This window comes from Nocardia ninae NBRC 108245 (genome assembly GCF_007990755.1).
Lineage (GTDB): Bacteria > Actinomycetota > Actinomycetes > Mycobacteriales > Mycobacteriaceae > Nocardia > Nocardia ninae.
Genome location: NZ_BJXA01000125.1, coordinates 1 through 16,430, shown reverse-complemented (window position 1 = coordinate 16,430; position 16,430 = coordinate 1). Strand labels below are relative to the sequence as shown.

21 protein-coding genes are annotated in these 16,430 nt (G+C 67.0%); 9 read left to right on the top strand and 12 right to left on the bottom strand.

Annotated elements, in window-relative coordinates; genetic code table 11:
• Together NN4_RS42385 and NN4_RS42380 are read right to left on the bottom strand one after the other, a co-directional pair.
• On the bottom strand, positions 1 to 351 hold a 351-nt coding region (locus NN4_RS42385; RefSeq protein ID WP_371865822.1), incomplete at its 3' end, for a S1C family serine protease.
• 139 nt (positions 352 to 490) lie between these two features.
• On the bottom strand, positions 491 to 778 hold the full coding sequence (locus tag NN4_RS42380; RefSeq protein ID WP_246181411.1) for a hypothetical protein: 288 nt from the start codon (positions 776 to 778) through the stop codon (positions 491 to 493).
• 368 nt (positions 779 to 1,146) lie between these two features.
• Here NN4_RS42380 and NN4_RS42375 point away from each other — a divergent pair, with 368 nt between their 5' ends.
• The 5 genes from NN4_RS42375 to NN4_RS42355 are packed head-to-tail and all read left to right on the top strand — an operon-like array spanning position 1,147 to position 6,454.
• Entirely contained in the window at positions 1,147 to 2,025 is an 879-nt protein-coding gene (locus tag NN4_RS42375; protein WP_147143514.1) for a metal-dependent hydrolase, read from the top strand.
• Between the two features lie 32 nt (positions 2,026 to 2,057).
• Positions 2,058 to 2,921 carry a metal-dependent hydrolase gene (locus NN4_RS42370; RefSeq protein WP_147143512.1) on the top strand — a complete coding sequence of 288 codons (864 nt, stop codon included), beginning with the start codon at positions 2,058 to 2,060 and terminating at the stop codon, positions 2,919 to 2,921.
• Positions 2,918 to 4,456 (top strand): flavin-containing monooxygenase, encoded by a 1,539-nt coding sequence (locus tag NN4_RS42365; protein ID WP_147143509.1) that lies wholly within the window; start codon positions 2,918 to 2,920, stop codon positions 4,454 to 4,456. Before NN4_RS42370 ends, NN4_RS42365 begins: the two co-directional genes overlap by 4 nt.
• On the top strand, positions 4,453 to 5,397 hold the full coding sequence (locus tag NN4_RS42360) for an SDR family NAD(P)-dependent oxidoreductase (RefSeq protein WP_147143506.1): 945 nt from the start codon (positions 4,453 to 4,455) through the stop codon (positions 5,395 to 5,397). Before NN4_RS42365 ends, NN4_RS42360 begins: the two co-directional genes overlap by 4 nt.
• A 4-nt stretch (positions 5,398 to 5,401) precedes the next feature.
• A complete protein-coding gene (locus NN4_RS42355; protein WP_147143504.1) occupies positions 5,402 to 6,454 on the top strand; it encodes a ferredoxin--NADP reductase in 1,053 nt (350 codons plus the stop codon).
• Between the two features lie 10 nt (positions 6,455 to 6,464).
• On the opposite strand, the gene NN4_RS42350 is transcribed toward NN4_RS42355, so the two are convergent.
• Genes NN4_RS42350 through NN4_RS42340 form a run of 4 tightly spaced genes read right to left on the bottom strand, consistent with a single transcriptional unit; the run spans position 6,465 to position 8,377 of the window.
• Complete coding sequence (locus tag NN4_RS42350; RefSeq protein ID WP_246181410.1) at positions 6,465 to 6,935, bottom strand: TetR-type transcription factor C-terminal domain-containing protein; 471 nt, start codon at positions 6,933 to 6,935, stop codon at positions 6,465 to 6,467.
• 57 nt (positions 6,936 to 6,992) lie between these two features.
• Positions 6,993 to 7,184 carry a TetR family transcriptional regulator gene (locus tag NN4_RS46480; protein ID WP_246181409.1) on the bottom strand — a complete coding sequence of 64 codons (192 nt, stop codon included), beginning with the start codon at positions 7,182 to 7,184 and terminating at the stop codon, positions 6,993 to 6,995.
• 57 nt (positions 7,185 to 7,241) lie between these two features.
• Positions 7,242 to 8,186: a magnesium transporter CorA family protein gene (locus NN4_RS42345; RefSeq protein ID WP_107656470.1), complete on the bottom strand. Its 945-nt coding sequence runs from the start codon at positions 8,184 to 8,186 to the stop codon at positions 7,242 to 7,244.
• A 2-nt stretch (positions 8,187 to 8,188) separates the two neighbouring features.
• Positions 8,189 to 8,377, bottom strand: a complete 189-nt coding sequence (locus NN4_RS42340) for a hypothetical protein (RefSeq protein WP_107656469.1) — start codon at positions 8,375 to 8,377, stop codon at positions 8,189 to 8,191.
• A 540-nt stretch (positions 8,378 to 8,917) separates the two neighbouring features.
• Between NN4_RS42340 and NN4_RS42335 the strand changes: the two genes are divergently transcribed.
• Positions 8,918 to 9,256, top strand: a complete 339-nt coding sequence (locus NN4_RS42335) for an ArsR/SmtB family transcription factor (RefSeq protein ID WP_246181408.1) — start codon at positions 8,918 to 8,920, stop codon at positions 9,254 to 9,256.
• Between the two features lie 94 nt (positions 9,257 to 9,350).
• Positions 9,351 to 9,875: a DUF3558 family protein gene (locus NN4_RS42330; RefSeq protein WP_147143502.1), complete on the top strand. Its 525-nt coding sequence runs from the start codon at positions 9,351 to 9,353 to the stop codon at positions 9,873 to 9,875.
• On the opposite strand, the gene NN4_RS42325 is transcribed toward NN4_RS42330, so the two are convergent.
• The 6 genes from NN4_RS42325 to NN4_RS42300 all read right to left on the bottom strand — a co-directional run bounded on the left by NN4_RS42325 (position 9,872) and on the right by NN4_RS42300 (position 14,800).
• On the bottom strand, positions 9,872 to 11,593 hold the full coding sequence (locus tag NN4_RS42325; RefSeq protein WP_147143499.1) for an urease subunit alpha: 1,722 nt from the start codon (positions 11,591 to 11,593) through the stop codon (positions 9,872 to 9,874). The genes NN4_RS42330 and NN4_RS42325 overlap by 4 nt on opposite strands.
• A gap of 28 nt (positions 11,594 to 11,621) precedes the next feature.
• Positions 11,622 to 11,939: an urease subunit beta gene (locus NN4_RS42320; protein WP_147143496.1), complete on the bottom strand. Its 318-nt coding sequence runs from the start codon at positions 11,937 to 11,939 to the stop codon at positions 11,622 to 11,624.
• Positions 11,940 to 11,989: 50 nt separating this feature from the next.
• Positions 11,990 to 12,292 (bottom strand): urease subunit gamma, encoded by a 303-nt coding sequence (locus tag NN4_RS42315; protein WP_107656465.1) that lies wholly within the window; start codon positions 12,290 to 12,292, stop codon positions 11,990 to 11,992.
• 84 nt (positions 12,293 to 12,376) lie between these two features.
• Positions 12,377 to 12,823, bottom strand: a complete 447-nt coding sequence (locus NN4_RS42310; RefSeq protein WP_147143493.1) for a PaaI family thioesterase — start codon at positions 12,821 to 12,823, stop codon at positions 12,377 to 12,379.
• Between the two features lie 43 nt (positions 12,824 to 12,866).
• Positions 12,867 to 13,685, bottom strand: a complete 819-nt coding sequence (locus tag NN4_RS42305; protein ID WP_147143490.1) for a carbonic anhydrase — start codon at positions 13,683 to 13,685, stop codon at positions 12,867 to 12,869.
• A 404-nt stretch (positions 13,686 to 14,089) separates the two neighbouring features.
• Positions 14,090 to 14,800, bottom strand: coding sequence for a hypothetical protein (locus tag NN4_RS42300; RefSeq protein ID WP_147143487.1), 711 nt, complete (start codon positions 14,798 to 14,800; stop codon positions 14,090 to 14,092).
• Between the two features lie 107 nt (positions 14,801 to 14,907).
• Between NN4_RS42300 and NN4_RS42295 the strand changes: the two genes are divergently transcribed.
• Positions 14,908 to 15,954, top strand: a complete 1,047-nt coding sequence (locus NN4_RS42295; RefSeq protein ID WP_147143484.1) for a FecCD family ABC transporter permease — start codon at positions 14,908 to 14,910, stop codon at positions 15,952 to 15,954.
• On the top strand, positions 15,951 to 16,430 hold a 480-nt coding region (locus NN4_RS42290; RefSeq protein WP_147143480.1), incomplete at its 3' end, for an iron chelate uptake ABC transporter family permease subunit. The genes NN4_RS42295 and NN4_RS42290, both read left to right, overlap by 4 nt.

Genomic DNA, 16,430 nt, shown 5'->3' with positions numbered 1-16,430 from the left:
GGTGACCGAACCGGCGAGTCCGAGCGGGCTGCCGACGGCCACCACCAGCTGACCCACCACGAGTTCGTCCGCGTCGCCCAGCGTCACCGCCGCGGGCGCACCGTTGCGGGAATGCAGCACGGCCAGGTCGGAGAGCGGGTCGATGCCGACGACCTCGAACTTGGCCTCCACCCCGTCTGCGAACACCACCTCGCCGCCGCTGGCCGACCCGATGACGTGCGCATTGGTCAGCAGGAAGCCGTCCTCGGTGAACACCACCGCCGACCCGCTGCCCCGCCGGGTGCGCACGCTGGCCACATGCGGCGTGACCGATGCGGCAACCCTGATCACCGTGCGCGAATAGGCATCCATCGCGGCGTCATCGTCCACGTCGACCACCACCCCTGCTTACCCGGCTACACCAACCCCTCCAGCATGCCCGCACTCAGCTCGGGGCGCACTGTGTTCACTAGAGCCCCAACCAAATCGATCATGCGAACCGGGGTGACGGTCAGGCGGCGGGGCTCATGGTGGCGCCCTCGAAGAACTCCGATTCGCTCATGCCGAGCCGGGTGGTGACCAGCTCGAGGGCGAGGCGGAGCACCTCCGGTGCGGTCGGCGCGACGACCTGTGACTGCTCGAGTCGCGTGGTCCCGCATTCGACGCGCACCCGGCAGCGCCAACCGGTGCGGTCGGGATACGGCTGGGGTCGTCCGATCGCGACGTATACCGGCACACCGTCGTGCAGGAACTCGTTCGTGGCCAGCAGGTCGTCGGCCGGCGTGATCATCACAGCCATATCAGCCACGACCGATCACAAGCAATGTTGCAGCTACAAGTCGGTTCCTCATCGGATGCTCCCGGTAATACTCAACAGGCAGGGCACTTACGACTATCCGTTCGCGATGAATCTAGCTCGACCGTCGATACTCCGCAACATTTGAGCAAACATTCAGTCACGGAGATTGAACCCGATACCTTCTTCGACGGCGGTGGCGCCCGCCGGCCGACGAATCCTGGTCAGCATTACCAGACACGCCAGCCCAACAGGCACAACAGAATTGCGCCCACCTGCGACATTCGAAACGCCTATTGCCTCATCCGTCTGAGACGGTATCGTACTAGTAGTACCGCATACTGACGGTACCGAGCTCAATGAGGTGCGAGATGACCGAGCAGAGTGTGCGAACCAAGGAACGCGCGGGCAGCGGATATCCGAGAGCGAGGCGAATCAGATTCCGCTTCGGCGAGCCGGTGCCCATGTCGAAGTACTACGCCGGCGGCGACATGGTGTTCAGCCACTTCATCGCCGGTCTCTCCGCGGGATTCCCGCCGGGCGAGGAGTCGTTCATCCGCTCGGTGCGCCGATTCGCCGACCAGATCACCGATCCGGTGCTCAAGAAACGAGTCGCCGGTTTCATCGGCCAGGAGGCGATGCACGGCCAGGAACACCGGCGGCTCAACGAGAAGCTGATCGAAATGGGCTACCCCATCGAGTGGCTGGACGCCCCGGCCGCCATCGAGCGCCAGAAGCGCCTCGAACAGCGCATCCCCGCACGGTTACACCTGGCCGCCACCGCGGCGGCCGAGCACTACACGGCGGTGCTGGCCGAACGCGTGCTGTCCAGTCCCGAGATCCAGGCCCTCGCCGGCGACGACGAAGTGCGAAACCTCTTGAACTGGCATGCTTTCGAGGAGCTGGAGCACAAGTCGGTGGCCTTCGACGTGTACCGCGCGGTCGGCGGCACGGAGACGATGCGCATCCTCACCATGGCGACGCTGGTGGCGCTCACCCTCCCTCTCACGGCCGTCGGCCTGAGCGTGTCACTCGGCCGGGATCCGGACGCACGACGTTATCCGTTGAGCCTGGCCAGAGAAGCTTTCACGCTGTTCCGCGGGCCGGTCTTCCGTGGCATCGGCCGCGAGCTGGTGCTGTATCTGCGGCCCGGCTTCCATCCCGACGACATCGATTCGCGAGAGCTGTTGCAGCGCTGGCAGAAAGAGCTCTTCGGCACCGACGGCACTCTCGTCGGCCACCTCAAGTAGCCCCACCGAACCCCGAATCAATGGAGATTCCCATGACTTCCAGCGTGCAGCACACCGGCGCGGGCAGCTACCCGAAGGTGCGGCGGATGAAATTCCGCTTCGGCCAGCCTGAACCGATGACCAAGTACTACGCGGGCGACGATATCGTGCTCAGCCATCTGGTCGCACTGCTCTCGGCCGTCTTTCCGCCCGGCGAGGAATCGTTCATCCGCTCGGTGCGCCGCTTCGCCGACCAGATCACCGATCCGGTGCTCAAGAAGCGGGTTGCCGCTTTCATCGGCCAGGAGGCGGTGCACGGCCAGCAGCACGGAATGCTGAACGAGCAGTTGTTCGCGCTCGGCTATCCCCTGCAACAAGTCGTGAGCCGACAGCACCGGCTCGTCCAGCAGGCCGAGCGGCTGGCACCACCGGCCGCCCACCTCGCCATCACCGCTGCCGCCGAACACTACACCGCCGTACTGGCGGCGCGGGTGCTCTCCAGCAGCGAAATCCAGGCCCTCGCAGGTGATCCCGAGGTGCGTAACCTGCTCAACTGGCACGCTCTCGAAGAGCTGGAACACAAGTCGGTGGCCTTCGACGTCTATCGCGCGGTCGACGGACCGGAGTGGCTGCGGATCGCCGTCATGTCGGTGCTGTACGCCTTCACGATTCCAGTGGTCGGGCTGGGGGTGCTCGCCTCGATCGTTGCCGATCCCGACGCATGGCGGCCGGTCACCGTCGCCCGGCAGTCCTATCGGCTGGCGCGCGGGCCGATCGTGCGCGGTCTGCTCAGCGAGATCCAGGTGTATCTGCGGCCGGGCTTCCACCCGGACGATGTGGACACCGCCGCCCTGCTGCGGCAGTGGCAGACCGAATTGTTCGGCGCCGACGGCGCGCTCGTGGATCGCGTCCGATGAGCGCGGTGTTGCCCGACTACGAGGTGATCGTGGTCGGCGCGGGTTTCGGCGGCATAGGTGCTGCTATCGCCCTGCAACGCAAAGGTATTCACGACTTCGTCATCGTGGACAAGTGGGATCGGGTCGGCGGGACCTGGCATGCCAACACCTATCCCGGTGTCGCCGTGGATATCCCGTCGTTCATCTACAGCTTCTCCTATGAGCAGCGCGGCGACTGGTCGCGAATCTTCGCGCCGGGCACCGAGTTGCGCGACTATGCCGAGAGCATGGTCGACAAGTACGGGCTCCGGCCGAAGCTGCGACTGAACACGACGATCGTCTCGGCGGTGTTCGACGCCGAGGACAGCGTCTGGCTGCTCGGCACCGACGGCGGCCGCACGCTCACCGCCCGCTACGTCGTGATGGCGATCGGCGGGCTGGAACGCCCGAAGATGCCCGATATTCCGGGCCTGCACGACTTCGGCGGCACCCTGATGCACACGGCGCTGTGGGACGACGATGTCGCGTTGACGGGCAAGCGGGTCGCGGTGATCGGGACCGGCGCGACCGCGCTGCAACTGGTGCCCGCCATCGTCGACGAGGTGGCGCACCTGAGCGTCTTCCAGCGGACGCCGATCTGGGTGTTCCCGAAAACCGATGCGGCGGTGGGGCGGGTCGGGCGCGCTGTGCTCGAACGCCCGTGGGTGCGTTCGGGTATCCGCCTGGTCGGCACCGTCGCCACCGAGATCGGCATGGGCGGCATGGTGGCAGGCCCGACCTGGCTGTCCGACGCGGGCCGGCGGCTGGCGGAGATTCCGGCGCGGCGGTGGATGCGCGGCCAGGTGCACGATCCGGTACTGCGCGAAAAGCTGATTCCGGCCTACGGGCTCGGCTGCAAGCGGCCGTCGATGTCGAACGACTACCTGTCGACGTTCAATCGATCGGATGTCAGCCTGGTCACCGAGCCGATCGGGTTCGTCGGCGAGCGCGGGATCACCACCGAGGACGGGGTAGAGCACCCGGTCGACGTGCTGATCTGCGCCACGGGATTCAAACTGTGGGAAAAGGATTCGATACCTCCCTTCCCGGTGACCGGCCGCGACGGCCTCGATCTGGGCGAGTTCTGGGACCGGCATCGATTCCAGGCGTACCAAGGTGTTTCGGTGCCCGGGTTCCCGAATATGTTCACCATCACCGGACCCTACGGCTTCGTGCTCGGCTCCTACATCTGGATGATCGAGGCCACCGCCGCCCACCTGAGCCGGGCCATCGCCGAGACCAAGCGGCGCGGCGCGACCGAGTGCGAGATCAGCAGGCAGGCACACGACGAATACTTCGCCAAATGCCTACGCCGCCAGCAGAAGAACTTTCTGTTCACCGACGCCTGCACCGGATCGAACACCTACTACATCAACAGCCACGGGGATTCACCGTTCCGGCCGTCCACCCATGGCGAGATGTTCTGGCAGAACCGGCATTTCGATCTCGACGACTACCACTATCGAAACATCGTTCCCGCACCGCGGACCGGCGCGATCCTCGAGGAATCCGTATGAAACTCACCAACATCGAGCCGAACCTGGTGGTGGTGACCGGTGCGGGCAGCGGCATCGGCCGGGCCATCGCCCTCCGACTCGCCAGAGCTGGCGCGCATGTCGTGGTGTCCGACCTCGACCTGGATTCGGCCCTGGCGACCGAGGCGATGATCCACGCACGCGGCCTGCGGGCCTCCGCCGCCCGCCTCGACGTCACCGATCCGGCCGCGTGGGAGGCGTTCGCCCGGGACGTGCTCGCCGACCACGGCGTGCCGGATGTCCTGGTCAACAATGCAGGCATGCTGGTCAGCGGCGCGTTCGTGGACCTCTCGCCCGCGGATTGGGACCGCCAGCTGAGCGTGAACCTGCTCGGCGTGGTGCACGGCTGCCGCGTCTTCGGGCAGCAGATGATCGATAACCATAAGCGCGGGCACATCGTGAATATCGCGTCGGCGGCCGCGTTCACGCCGACGCCGGTCATGTCGGCGTATTCGGTGTCCAAGGCCGGGGTGAAGATGCTCACCGAGTGTCTGCGACTCGAGTTCGGGCCCAAGGGCATCGGGGTCAGCGCGATCTGTCCCGGTGTGATCAACACCAATATCGGCGAGCACGCGGTCACTGTGGGGGTGGATCAGGACCTGATCGAGCGCGGCAAGGAACTGACCCGGCGCGTACAGGACGCGGCCGCGAAACTGCCGTTCTCACCGCTGAGTCCGGATCTGGTCGCGCGGGCAGCGCAACGGGCGGTGCGCTATGACCTCGCGGTCGTGCCGGTGCGGGCCGAGGCGTGGCTCGGATACTTCATGCTCCGCATCGCACCGGGGGTGAACCGGCGGTTGACGCAACCGTTGGATGTGCAACGGCTCGAACGGATCGGGCGGCGCGTGCTCCGGCTGATCGATCCGGTCGCGGCAACGCCGGCAGCCCAGCCACATTCACCGCCGCTCGAGGTGTCGAGGTAGCGCGATGAACGCGGACAACGGTGTGCGCGGACATGTTTTGAAGGTCGGTGCGGTCGTCGAGGAGACGGCCGATGCCCGCACCCTGATCTTCGAGGTACCCGACGAGCTGAGCGAACGCTTCCGCTACCGCCCCGGCCAGTTCCTCACCCTGCGGGTGCCCAGCGAGCGCATCGGCTCGGTGGCGCGGTGCTACTCGTTGTGCAGCAGCCCGCACTGTGACGACCGGATCGCAGTGACCGTCAAGCGGATCGCGGGCGGCTACGCCTCGAACCTGCTCTGCGACACCGTCGCCGTAGGTGACCTGATCACGGTGCTGGAGCCGTCCGGCTCGTTCGGGCCGCGCGACCTGGACGCCGATGTGCTGCTGTGCGCGGCGGGCAGCGGCATCACACCGGTCATGTCGATCATCAAGTCCATGTCGGTCGGCGGTAGCGGGAATATCGTTGTGCTGTATGCCAATCGGGATCGGCAGTCGGTGATCTTCGCCGACGCGCTCGACGAGTTGGCGAGCCGCTACCCCGGTCGTCTACGCGTAGTGCACTGGCTGGAATCGGAGCGCGGGCTGCCCACCGCGAAAGCGGTTGCCGAACTCGTACGGCCGCACTCGGATCGTGACTGGTTTCGTTGCGGGCCCGCCGGATTCATGACCGTGGTCGGGGCTGCGGCCGACGCCTTGCGTGTGCCGGCGACTCGTATACACACCGAGGAGTACCGGTCCTTACAGTCGAATCCGTTCGACGAACCCCGCCCCCTCAGCGAAACAGAGCGCGTTGCAAAAGATGTCGCCATCGCCGAAGTGGAGATCGATGGCGCAACCCACATCCTGAACTGGCCCAAGCACACTCCGCTGCTGGATGTGCTGCTGGACAACGGGATCGACGCGCCCTACGTCTGCCGCGAATCCGCCTGCGGCACCTGCGTCTGCTCGGTGAAGCAAGGCCGCACCCGAATGCGACAATGCGAGGCACTCATCGATGACGAGATCGCGCTCGGCTTGACCCTTGCCTGCCAAACCCTTCCGGAGTCACCCCGGGTCCATATCGCCTTCGACCAATAGCGGGGCCGATTTACTCCGGCAAGAACGCGAGGTGAGCCGGCTTGTCCACGTCGATGGACAGGTTGTTGAGTTCGGCGACACCGTCGAGCATGCCGCGGGCGATCGTGCTCACGTGCTCGGTGAACCGCTCGGTCGACATCACCTCGGTCCTGGCCCGATTCGCCCCGAGCCACCAGTCGGTCGCCGAGCCCACCGCGCCGAAGATCGCGTAGGCGGTGAGCTCCAGACTGCCGGTATCGACGTCCTGCCCGGCCAGCCGTTCCTCGATCAGCTGCGCCGCCACCAGCGCCGAACGCTGAGCCACCTCGATGGCCCGTTCCGGCTGCTCGGCCTGCTGCGCCATCCGGCTGTGCACCAGAAAGCGGAACACATCGGGCTGCTCCTCCACCACCGCGACATACTCGGCGATCGCGGTGCGCAGCAATTCGGCCACCGAATCGGCGGTGAGGCTGATCTTCGCGAGCACGCGCTCCCACAGCATGCTCTGCACCCGCTCGAGGATTGCCAGATACAGATCGGTCTTGTCCGCGAAATGCCGTTACAGCTTGGGTTTGGCACAACCCGCGGCCCGCGCGATGTCGTCCATGCTGACGTCGGGCCCGTGCTCGGCCAATGCGCGGAACGCGGCATCCACGAACTCCCCGCGCACCTGTTCCCGATGCGCACGCCACCGTTCGGTCCTGGCGTCCAGGCGCGGCGCGGCGGGCGAGCTACTACCGGCGGCCGTCATGCCAGTCATGATATTGAATACCGAGCTCGGCCACGCCGTGCGGGCCGGTCCGCACCGTCAGCGCAACCAGCCCTTTCGTTTGATGTAGGCCAGCGGGATCACCGCGGCCACCAGGGTCATGCAGGTGGTGGCGACGAAGCCGTGCTGCCATTCCAGTTCGGGCATCCAGGTGAAGTTCATGCCGTAGAAGGTGGCGATGAGGGTGGGCGGCAGGAAGACCGCGGTGATGATGGTGAACACCTTGACGATCTGATTCTGTTTGACGTCGAGCCAGGTCATCACCGACTGTTGCAGGTAGCGGACCTTGTCGTGTTCGAAGCCCGCGTGCTGCTTCACCCCGTCGATGTCGGCGATCAGGATGGCGAGCAGGCTCTCCAGTTCGGCGCTGTGCACGGTGCTGTCGGCCATCAGATGCCTTGCGGCACGCGCTAGTTGGAGCTGGGTTTCCTGAGTGCGCGAGACGATCTCCTCGGCCGCGTTCATCCGCGACATGGTGCCGCGCATGTCGGCGACGCCGATCTCGCGGCCGCGCTGGTCGTAACCGTTGGTGGCCATCTCGATCTCGTCGTTCATCGCCTCCAGCGCGTCGCTGGCGTAGTAGATGACCCGTTCGGACGCCTCGTTCAGCGCCCAGAGCAGCGCGTACATCACGCCGTGCGCGGAGCCGGTGAGGGCGGGGTTGCGGCGCATCTTCGCGATCGCCTTGTCGAACGGCACGAAGTGCTCGTCCGGTTGCAGTGTCACCAAGAATTCGGAACCCAGTGCGAAGACTATGGTTTCGCGTTCAATGGCGTCGCCGCGCTTGTAGTTGGCGACCACCGGCAGGTACAGGAAGTTGTCGGTCTCCCAGACCCGGTTGCGCGCTGCGGCGAAGTCGACGCCGAGCCGCTCGCGCAGGACGGCGGCGGTGTCGGTGTCGCCCGCCGCCAGCGGAATCCAATGTTGTTGCAGGACTTCGGTGTCGAACCGGTCGGCGGGCACGGCGCTACTGAGGGCAGGCATCGCTACCGACCGTAGGACGAGTGGGCGGGTGAACCCGACGAGGAACCGACGGGCCCCTGCGGGTGGGCGTAGTGCATGGTCAGCAGTCCCGCACTGATCAGCAGATAGAGGCCGATGGTGAACCAGATGGACTGCCGCTCCAGATTCGGTGCGCGGTGCGCTGTTTCGGCCTTCTTGAACATGATCGCCATGGCGGAACTCCCCTACTTCGTTGCGTCTGGAACTGGCAGTGCCCGCCTACCTCGCGGGTCGAGTGTCCGTGCGCGGGCAGATCGAACCGCGCCCGGAGGCCGGCGCGCGGCCTTGCACATTCGCGCTGGTAAGCGCCCTATGCAGCCTCCCGCGCTCGCACTTGCCCGCGTTGTATCCGGTGGACAAGTGCTCCGTCGGGGGACGGTCGCGCCGACTGGACAGGCTGACGCCGTAGGCGCCGACCCGCCGGGTCGAAAAGATCGAGAATTGGTGCCGCGTCAGGCGATCGATCGGCCGCTCAGCACGGCCACGGATCGCGCGGGCAGATCAACGACGAACCGGCACAACCCGTTTCGTTAGGGAGAACCGGCCAGAGACGTCGATACTGTCAACCGGCATCAGCCGCTCACCCCGCTTCGTTGGTTGTTCATTTACGCGGATTCGCGCACTCATTATTAGAAACCCGCTGCCCCACATCCGTCAATCAGTTGCGCAAGTATTCCACTCCGTGCCACGCTACCGACAGGTTGGAGGCGGACGTGACCGAGCACGGCGAGCCGGGTCCCATCCCGGCGGCTCAACTACATGACGCGGCAGCGGTTTTCGGCATGCTGGCGGCCACCGCACGGCTGCAGATCCTCTGGTTGCTCGGTCAAGGCGAGCGCGATGTCGGCACACTGGCCACCGAGATCGGCCAGACCGTTCCCGCCGTGAGTCAGCATCTCGCGAAACTCAAACTGACCGGTCTGGTGCATATGCGCAAAGAGGGCCGGCGCAATGTCTACACGATCGCCGATCCCGGCATCGCCGATATCGTCCGGCTCGCTTTCCGGCACCACCGGCTGCACGGCGGCCGATTGCCCGACGGGGTCGACTGAGACCAAGATCGCCGCTGCTCAGGTCGCATATCTACAGACCGGTCGGTACCGTGACTTGGTCTGACCCCTTTGACGATTCAGAAAGGGAGCGGTGATGACCCCGTTCTCTGCCCGTAATGCCGGATTCGCCGCGCTCGCCCTGGCCGGATTGGTGACGGGATGCAGCAGCACCCCGGACGCCGCCCCCGCGGTGCCCGCCAGTCCGTTCGCCGACTGCACGCCGGTGACCACCCAGCAGATCAGCGACGCCGTCCACGCCGACAGCCTCACCGCACACCGCACCGCGCAGGCCTGCTTCTGGGAGGCGCAGGTGGGTGACGGCGACGCGGGTATCAGCTTCACCTTCTCCGCGCAGGACTCGCTCCAGCAGCTGTGGGACCGTGCCAGAGCAGGCGGCTTCCAGACCGAGCACATGGTGATCACCAAGCACGCCCTCGGCACGGTCACCGCGACCGCGTTCTACGTGCGCAACCCGCACGATCCCGGCGACTGCGCGGTCGTCGCCGCGTCCAACGGCGCGATCACCTGGCGGGTCCAGAACCGTTCGCGCACAACATCACTCGACCCCTGCGCGGCCGCCTTGCAGCTGGCCACGCTGATGGTCGACCTCTCCCCCTAGAACAGGAAATAGCGCTGGGCCATCGGGAGTTCGGTGGCGGGCTGCTCGGTCCAGACCTCGCCGTCGATGCGCACGGTGAACGTGTCCGGGTCGACCTCGATGCGCGGCATGGCGTCGTTGTGCGGCATGTCGGTCTTCTTGCGATCGCGAACGTTCTTGACCGGAGCCAGCTTTCGGTTGATCCGCAGCCGGTCGGCGAGGCCGTCGTCGATCGCCTGCTCGGAGACGAAGTGCAGGGAGGTCGCGGCCGCGACGAGCGGGGCGGCACCGAACATGGGACGCGGCAGCACCGGCTGCGGGGTCGGGATGGAGGCGTTGGCATCCCCCATCGCGGCCCAGGCGATGGCACCGCCCTTCAGCACCGCGTGCGGCCGGACACCGAAGAATGCAGGCTCCCACAGCACCAGGTCGGCGAGCTTGCCGACCGCCACCGACCCGATCTCATGGTCGAGACCGTGCGCGACGGCGGGGCAGATGGTGTATTTGGCGATGTAGCGCTGCACCCGGGCGTTGTCGGCGGCGCCGTCGCCGGGCAATGCGCCACGGCGGCGCTTCATCACGTGCGCGGTCTGCCAGGTGCGCATGACCACCTCGCCGATGCGGCCCATGGCCTGGGAATCGCTGCCGATCATCGAGATCGCGCCGAGGTCGTGCAGCAGGTCCTCGGCCGCGATGGTGGACGGGCGGATCCGGCTCTCCGCGAACGCGAGGTCCTCCGGGATGGACGCGCTCAGGTGGTGACACACCATCAGCATGTCCAGATGCTCGTCGAGAGTGTTCACGGTGTGTGGGCGGGTCGGGTTGGTCGAACTCGGCAGCACGTTGAGATGCGCTGCGACAGTGATGATGTCGGGCGCGTGGCCGCCGCCGGCGCCCTCGGTGTGATAGGCGTGGATGCCGCGGCCCGCGATGGCGCCGAGGGTGTCCTCGACGAAACCGGCCTCGTTCAACGTGTCCGAGTGCAGGGCCACCTGCACGCCGGCCGCGTCGGCGACGGTGAGGCAGGCGTCGATCGCGGCCGGGGTGGAGCCCCAGTCCTCGTGCAGCTTGAAACCTGCTGCGCCGCCGCGCAACTGCTCCCACATGGCGTCGGCGCTGACCGTGTTGCCCTTGCCGAGCAGCACGATGTTCAGCGGCCAGCCGTCGGTGGCCTCCAGCATCCTGGCCAGGTGCCAGGAACCGGGCGTGACGGTGGTCGCCTTGCTGCCCTCGGCCGGGCCGGTGCCGCCGCCGATCAGCGTGGTGATGCCGCCGCCGAGTGCCTCGTCCATCAGCTGCGGACAGATGAAGTGCACGTGGCAGTCGATGGCGCCCGCGGTGAGGATGCGGCCGTTACCCGCGATGATCTCGGTGGACGGGCCGACGACCAGGTCGGGGTGCACGCCGTCCATGGTGTCGGGGTTGCCCGCCTTGCCGATGCCGCAGATGCGGCCGTCCCGAATACCGATGTCGGCCTTGATGATGCCCCAGTGGTCGATGATCACCGCGCCGGTGATCACCGTGTCCGGGGCGCCGTCGGCGCGGGTCGCGCGGGACTGGCCCATGGACTCGCGCAGCACCTTGCCGCCGCCGAAGACGGCTTCGTCACCCGCGAGTCCCGGTCCGCCGCTGCGGTCTTCGGTGATCTCGACGAAAAGATCGGTGTCGGCCAGCCGAATTCGGTCGCCGGCGGTCGGACCGAACAGCTCCGCATACCGTGCGCGGCTCAACTCACTCATCGTGCCCTCTCCGGGTCGCTGCGCTTGCTCACTGCGGATCGTCCAAGTGGCCCGGGGCCGGGAGGGTGATGCCGTGGACCTCGCGGGTGCCGCCGATGGGGACCAGCGAAACGCGTTGCCCTAGACCGGGTTCGAAACGTACGGCGGTTCCGGCCGGGATGTCGAGCCGGTAGCCGTGCGCGGCTTCGCGGTCGAACCGCAGCGCGGCATTGGACTGCGGGAAGTGCACGTGGCTGCCGACCTGTACCGGCCGGTCGCCGGTATTGACCACGTCGAGTGCGATCCGGACGGCACCGGCGTTCAACTCGATAGTGCCCTCGGCACAGCGGTATTCACCGGGAATCATGCTGCGTACACCCGCCCGTCGGCTTCGCGTCGGTGTCTCATGCGGCGCTCCTAGCCGATCGGATGGTGGACGGTGACCAGCTTGGTGCCGTCGGGGAAGGTGGCCTCGACCTGGACGTCGTGGATCATCTCCGGCACGCCCTCCATCACGTCGGCGCGGGTGAGAACCGTTCGCCCCGAAGACATCAGCTCGGCCACCGAGCGACCGTCCCGTGCACCTTCGAGCACGTGGTCGCTGATCAGCGCGACGGCTTCGGGATGGTTGAGCTTGAGCCCGCGCGCCTGCCTGCGCCGGGCCAGCTCTGCCGCGTAGCTCAACAGCAGCCGTTCCTGCTCGTGCGGCGACAGTCGCATTCGGGGATCCTCACCGGGTCGGGAGTGGTCGGGGTGACGGTCATTCTGGCACGGCCGTCCCGGCAATGCGGGACCCGCGCCTGGTCAGTCCCTGGCAGGCAGGTTCTGCAACCGCACCTGACCGCGCGCGATCACCCGCTCCTGATCGTCGGTGATCACCACTTGCCACAACTGTTGCAGCCTGCCGCGGTGGATCGGGGTCGCCTCGCCGTAGAGCGTGCCATCACGGACCGCGCGCAGAAAGTCGGTGTTGTTGTTCACCCCGACGACCGTGCCCTTGCCGCCGTACCAGATCCCGCCGGCGACGCTGGCCAGCGTCTCGATGACGGTGCAGTAGACGCCGCCGTTCTGAATGCCCGCAGGCTGGTACAGGTGCGGTTTGACGGTCCACTCGCCGCGCACCCGGTCCGGGCTCAGCTCGGTGTACTGCAGGCCGATCAGGTCGCTGAACGTGCCTTCGCTGGCCTCCGTCATCTGTTCCGGCGTGATCGTCGCGAGCCAATCGGCCGCCGGCTTCTCCTGATCTGTCATGCGGTCCACTTTTGCACAGCGGTTTCCACCGATTACCGCTGGCTCACCCGCCTGCCAGCGTGACCGGTCGTCCGTTCAGCGGCTGGGTGGGGCGGTTGCTGTGCGGGAACAGGGCTCGGAACCGGTCCACGCCTGCGGTGGCGACCGGCACCGGGTGTTCGAGCACGGTCCACGAGACCCCCTCGCTGCACGGTGGCGTGGTGAGCGAGCCTCGGTAGCGGAACTGGTCGAGGTCCGCGGGCAGGAGGGCACGCAAGTCGGTCGGGGTTTCGATGATCGTCTCGGCGTCCACCGTTGTCGGTGCGGTCGAAAGGATTTCGTCGAACGGCGAGGGCTCGTCGGCCGCCTCCAGCAGGACGCCGAGCACCGCGAGACTGCCCGCGCTGCTCTTGTGCACCAGGTGCAATTCCATGGCCGTGCCGCTGCCGTCGACGGTGTGTTCGCTCGGCAGGTGGAAGTGGAATTGCGTGAGCTCGTACGCCACACCCCCGACGACGAGGCGATTTCCGTTGCCCGCCTGCAGGTTCGCCTGCACGGTATGTCCGTTGTCGACCAGCCGCAGCGTCGGCACCGAGCCGTAGTCGAGGGTGATGTGCTCGGCTGGGTCGAGCCTGGTGTGGCTCGGTAGATCGATCGGCGACTGTTCGTGGCCGCTCTTGCAAGTGAGGTAGTCGTGGTCCAAATCGGCCCAGTGGTCGGGACCTTCGGCGTCGTAGTCCCAGTGCGATGCGGCATGCGCGGCCGCACTGACCGGGACATGGCTGCGCGATTTCGGCTCATCGCCGCAGGCGGCGGCGAGCAGCAGCGCCGTCGCGGCCGAGGCCGCGGCGACAGAACGGAAACGGGTTGGTTCGGCGAGCACCCGGCACACTCCTCGGTACAGGATGAGCGACGGCGAGAACGTTTGCCGGACAGGGCAAACGGGCGTCGGCGACTCGGCAGCGGTGCGGCGGCGGTCGCACCGAAAGGTCGGCGACACGGCATCGGACAGCTCGGCGGCGCGGCGGTTTCCGACCCGCCGTTCTGTCCGAAATGCGACGAATCACCCAGGGGTTCAGGGGATTTCGCTTCCGTGTCGGCGTCACAGTAGACCCGCGAAATCGCGGCACGCCAGGGAACGGAAAAGCGAGATAGGTCACACCTGGACAAAGCGAAGGGCTCCACCCCTAGGGGTGGAGCCCTTCGCGGCAATGGATCGGGGGTCACCGCAGCCCTCGGGACTCTCGACCAATCCTTACGCCGGTTATGACTATAGGTCAGGCTTACCTAACTTAGCAAGGCCGTCGCGCGGCGAACCGGTAATCCACGCTGCTCCAAGGCCGCCAAGAGGCCTTGACCGCGGCGGGTACCCACCACGGCGTCGGTGCCGGCCAAGTCCGGCACGTACGTCGAGGCGCCCGCGATGGATTCACCGACCAGCAACCAGAATCGGCGCGCGCTCAGCCCGGAGTAGCGAGCCATGCTGGACTGGATCAGCGTCAGCGACGGCTCGCAGCGATGCGCGAGCCAGACATACATCGCACCCTCGCACGGCAGGCTCACCACACCCGGCTCCTCGGCCAGCGGGTCGCCGTCGAGCACCCGAATGGTGGTGTCGCCCAGCCCGGCCCAGTCGATGCCGCCGTCGTTGTCGGTGTGGATCCACAGGTTCTCCAGACCCGGATCCCAGGCCCGACCCTCGGCCACCAGCAGCGCGATCACCCGGCCGACCACCGCGTGGATCAGCGCGGTCGCCACCACTTCCGCCGCGACATCGGCGCGGATCATCTCCGCGGCGTGCCTGCGATACATCCGTTCGATCCGGCCTTCGCGCACCCCGTCGGCGAGCCGCCACCATCGGCGCTTGCCCTGCTCGACCATCGCCGCCACCGCATACACACGCGGATGCTCAGGCTGCAGCGCGCGCAGCCTGTCACACGTGCGATCGAACGCCAGGTACGTATGGCGCGGCGGGCAGGTGGTCATGAGCTCGGGCATTGAACCTCCTCGAGGATTGGCCGTAGCGGTGCGTACCGCAAGATAGGTTAGGCTTACCAGACCAACCAGTACTCTGCTACAACGAATCTCAGGAGTAGTTCGTCACCGTGACCACGCTCGGCAATACGCGGCGGCGTCGCCTGACCGGTCTGCTCGTCCTGACCGCACTGCTCCTGCTCGCCGTGGTTGCCAGCATCACGATCGGTACCAGGTCGCTGGCGCCGGGCACCGTCTACGACGCCCTGCACAACGCGCTCACCTGTCCCGGCGGACCGTTCAGTTGCCCGGCCGGTTCCACCGCCGAGGAAATCGTACGTGGACTTCGGCTCCCTCGCACGGCACTGGCGCTGGTCACCGGACTCGCCCTCGGCATGGCCGGCGCGCTGATCCAGGGCTACACGCGCAACCCGCTCGCCGACGCCGGACTGCTCGGGCTCAACGCGGGTGCGGCGTTCCTCGCGGCCCTGAGCATCTACCTGTTCGCGTTCACCGCGCCCGAGCAGTACATCTGGTTCGCCTTCGCCGGAGCACTGATCGCAGGGGTTGTGGTGTTCAGCGCCTCGGCCATCGGCGGTGGCAAGGCTAGCCCGTTGAGCCTAGTGCTGGCCGGCGCGGCAGTCACCGCATTTTTGCAGGCGATGACGAATGCCATTGTGCTGCTTGATCCCGCGGCGCTGGACACCTACCGATTCTGGGTCGTCGGCACGGTCGCAGGCCGCGACGCCTCGGTGTTGTGGCAGGTACTGCCATTCCTGGCCCTCGGTCTGCTGCTCGCCCTCATCGCCTCCCCCGGCCTGAATCTGCTCAGTCTCGGCGACGATGTCGCGCGCGGGCTCGGGGTGAACATCGGCCGCAGCCGCGCGCTCGGACTGGCCGCGATCGTGCTGCTGTCCGGCGCGTCGACCGCGGCGGTCGGCCCGATCGCATTCCTCGGCCTGGTGGTGCCGCACCTGGCCCGGGTGATCACCGGACCGGACTACCGCTGGCTGGTCCCGTACTCCGGATTGTTCGGCGCGCTGCTGCTGCTGATCGCCGACATCGTCGGACGCGTCGTGGCCAAACCGGGTGAGTTGCAGGTGGGCGTGATGCTGGCCGCCGTCGGCGCGCCGTTCTTCATCGCGTTCGTCCGTCGTCGGAAGTTGGTGAGCCTGTGACACTGTCGCTGAAGACCGAGGGTGCCCGGCCCGCGCTACGGGTCGGGCCCGCCTCGGTGGTGTTGCGTCCGGTGATGGTGCTCGTCGTCCTGGCGCTGGTCGCGCTGCTGGTGCTGTGCTTCTGCCTGGACGTCGCCACCGGCGAATCGCACATTCCGCTCGGCCGGGTGATCGACGTGCTGACCGGCGGCGGAACCAGAGCCCAGCGGTTCATCGTGCTCGACTCCCGGCTGCCGCGGGCGCTCACCGCGCTGGTGGTCGGGGCCGCGCTCGGACTCGCCGGGGCGATCACCCAGTCCATCCTGCACAACCCGCTCGCCGCGCCGGACATGCTCGGCATCACCACCGGCGCCAGCCTCGGCGCCGTCGCGGTGGTCGTCGGTGGGGGTGGCACCGGGCTGCTCGCGACGTTCGGCGCGCCGCTGGCCGCGTTGGCGGGTGGCCTGCTCACCGCGGTGGCGATCTATCTCTTGGCC